The following is a 2794-nucleotide window of genomic DNA, read 5'->3' as shown; positions in this document are numbered from 1 at the left end:
CGGCGACCGGGTCGGCGTCCACCTCGCCCGCACCCTCGACCTGCCGGTCGCGCTGCTCGCCGCCTGGCGCGCCGGCGGCGCCTACGTGCCGCTCGACCCCGCCTACCCCGCCGAGCGGATCGCCTACATGGCCGCCGACGCCCGCCTCACCGCCGTGGTCAGCGCCGAGCCGGCACCGCCCGTCCCGGCCGGCGTCGCGGTGCTGCGCCCCGACGCCGCCGCGTCCGCGCCCCTCCAGGACGCCGCCCCGCACCCGCTGGACCCCGCCTACGTCATCTACACCTCCGGCTCCACCGGCCGCCCCAAGGGCGTCGAGGTGCCGCACGGCGCCGTCGCCGACCTCGCCGCCGGGCTGGAGGCGATCGGCGCCTACCGAGGCGAGCCGTCCGTCGTCGCCTGGAACGCCAGCGTCTCCTTCGACGCCTCCGTCCAGCAGTGGATCCGGATCTGCCGCGGCGACACCCTCGTCCTCATCGACGACGCCCGGCGCGCCGACCCCGCCCGGCTGGCCGCGCTGCTCGCCGAGCACGCCGTCACCGACCTCGACCTGACCCCCTCCCACTGGCGGCTGCTCCGCGAGCCGCTGCTCGACCCGGGGAACCGCGCCGGCGTCCCGCGCCTGTTCATGGGCGGCGAGCCGGTCCCCGAGCGCACCTGGCGCGAACTGGCCGACGCCGGCATCGAGGCGTTCAACCTGTACGGGCCCACCGAGTGCACCGTCGACGCCATCGCCGCCCGGATCACCGGCCCCGGCCCGCACCTCGGCACGCCGCTGCCCGGCGTCCGCGCCCACCTGCTGGACGAGCGGCTGACTCCGGTCACCGAGCCCGGCGCGGTCGGCGAACTGTACCTGGGCGGGCCGGGCCTCGCGCACGGCTACGCCGGACGGCCCGGGTTGACCGCCGGACGCTTCGTCGCCGACCCGTTCACACCGGGCGAGCGGATGTACCGCACCGGCGACCAGGCCCGCCGCACCGCCGACGGCCTGCTGGAGTACGCCGGCCGGGTGGACCGCCAGGTCAAGCTGCGCGGCTTCCGCGTCGAACCGGGCGAGGTCGAGCACGCGGTCGCGGCGCTGGACGGCGTCACCGCCGCCGCCGTCACCCTGCACGAGCCCGCGCCCGGGGACACCCGCCTCGCCGCCTACGTCACCGGCCCGTCGGCCGATCCCGCCACCCTGCTCGCGGCCCTGCGCGCCGTGCTGCCCGCGCACCTGGTGCCGGCCACCGTGACCGTGCTCGACGCCCTGCCGCTCACCCCGAACGGCAAGGTCGACCACCGCGCCCTGCCCGCGCCCGCCCCCGAGCCGGCCGCGGAGAGCACCGGCGGGGGAGTGGCGGAGCAGGTCGCCGACGTGTGGCGCACCGTGCTCGGCGTCCCCGAGGTCCTGCCCACCGACGACTTCCTCACCCTCGGCGGCCACTCCCTCGCCGCCCTGCGCGTCGTCCACCTGCTGCGCCGCAAGCTCAACGTCGAACTCCAACTGCGCCACCTGCTCGACGCCGCCGACCTGGCCGCCTTCACCGCCGCCGTCGAGCACGCCACCACCGCCACCCCGGCCCCCGCCCGCCCCGCCCTCACCCCCCGCCGCCCGGCCGTCCGATGAGCACGACCACCCCTCCGCCCGGCCGGCCGGTTGCGGCTTCCGCTGCTGGTCCGGTGGCGGCTGCGGAGCACCTGGCTCCCGCCTCGGTCGTTGGTCGGCCGGTTGAGGCTTCTGCTGCCGGTCTGATGGCGGCTGCCGTCGAGTTTGGGTTTGTGGCTTCTGCGGTCTGCCCGTCGGGGTCGGCTTCCGCTGCCGGTCCGACGGCGACCACCATCCACCGCGCGATCTCCGCCCGCACAGCCCACCCGCCGACTTCCGCTCCCGCCGCCCAGCTCGTGAGCTCGCCGACCTCTGCTTCCGGCGCCGCTCCGATGTCGACCGCCGCCTACCCTGCGCCCGTTGCTTCGCTCGCCGGCCTCGCGACTGACATGCCTGCCGACCGTCCCGCGTATCCGACGACTTCGGCTCCTACCACCCACCCTCCGACCGTTGTGGCTTCGGGCCTGGCTGGTCTGGTGGCGGTTGGTGGCCGGTGTTCGGCTGAGGTGTGGACCGCTGGTCTTGCTGACGGTGCGTCGTTCGCTGTGGCCTCGGGTCCGGCCGGCCTGGCGGCAGCCGACCCGGTAGCCGGTGGTTCGTCGACCACGGCCGATCCGCGAGGGGCCGGTGTCGACGTGCTGGCCCCGGCTGACGGGCTCTCGGGCGTTGTGGCTCCGGAGTCGGCCGACTTGGTGGCGGCCGGTCAGTTGGATGGTCGGTGGGGCGTGCCACCCGCCGCAGCGGATGCGGCGCAGGTCTCGACCGCTGTTTCGGCTGATGCCCTGCCGGTGAACCCGGCCGCAGGCTCGGCCGCTACCCCGGCCGGTGTGCGGGCCCGTCGTTCGGCGGTCTCGCTCGCGGCCGGTCCGGCGACCACCCCGGGCCCGGCGCGGATCGCGCTTCCGGGGCCGCCCATGCCCGTGGCGGCGGGACTCTCGGATGGCAGGCCGATTGCTCCGGCCGCTGCGGTGGCCGGCCGGCCACCGACCGTGGCACGCCCGTGGTCTGAGCGCGCTCTGGCCTTCGGCCCGGCCGGCCGGCCGTCGTTGGCGGCCGAACCGGTCGACGGTGCGTCCGCCGCTTCGGCCAACGGTCCGGTTCGTGCGTCGACCGCCGTCGAACCGCGGCCGGCCGGTGGGCCAGCCCAGGCCCCGGCCGTCCCGGCGGCGGCGCCCAGCCCAAGCAGCAGCGCGGGGTCGCCCCGACGCC

General features: G+C 77.0%; 1 protein-coding gene. It reads left to right on the top strand.

Annotated features, from left to right (window positions below):
* Positions 1–1606 (top strand): non-ribosomal peptide synthetase (locus tag ABD308_RS08560; protein WP_344330133.1); only part of this gene is annotated, 1606 nt, incomplete at its 5' end.
* Between the last annotated feature and the right edge of the window lie 1188 nt (positions 1607–2794).

The organism is Kitasatospora putterlickiae, from assembly GCF_039527695.1.
Classification (GTDB): Bacteria; Actinomycetota; Actinomycetes; order Streptomycetales; family Streptomycetaceae; genus Kitasatospora; species Kitasatospora putterlickiae.
This window is presented reverse-complemented; position numbering and strand designations above follow the sequence as displayed.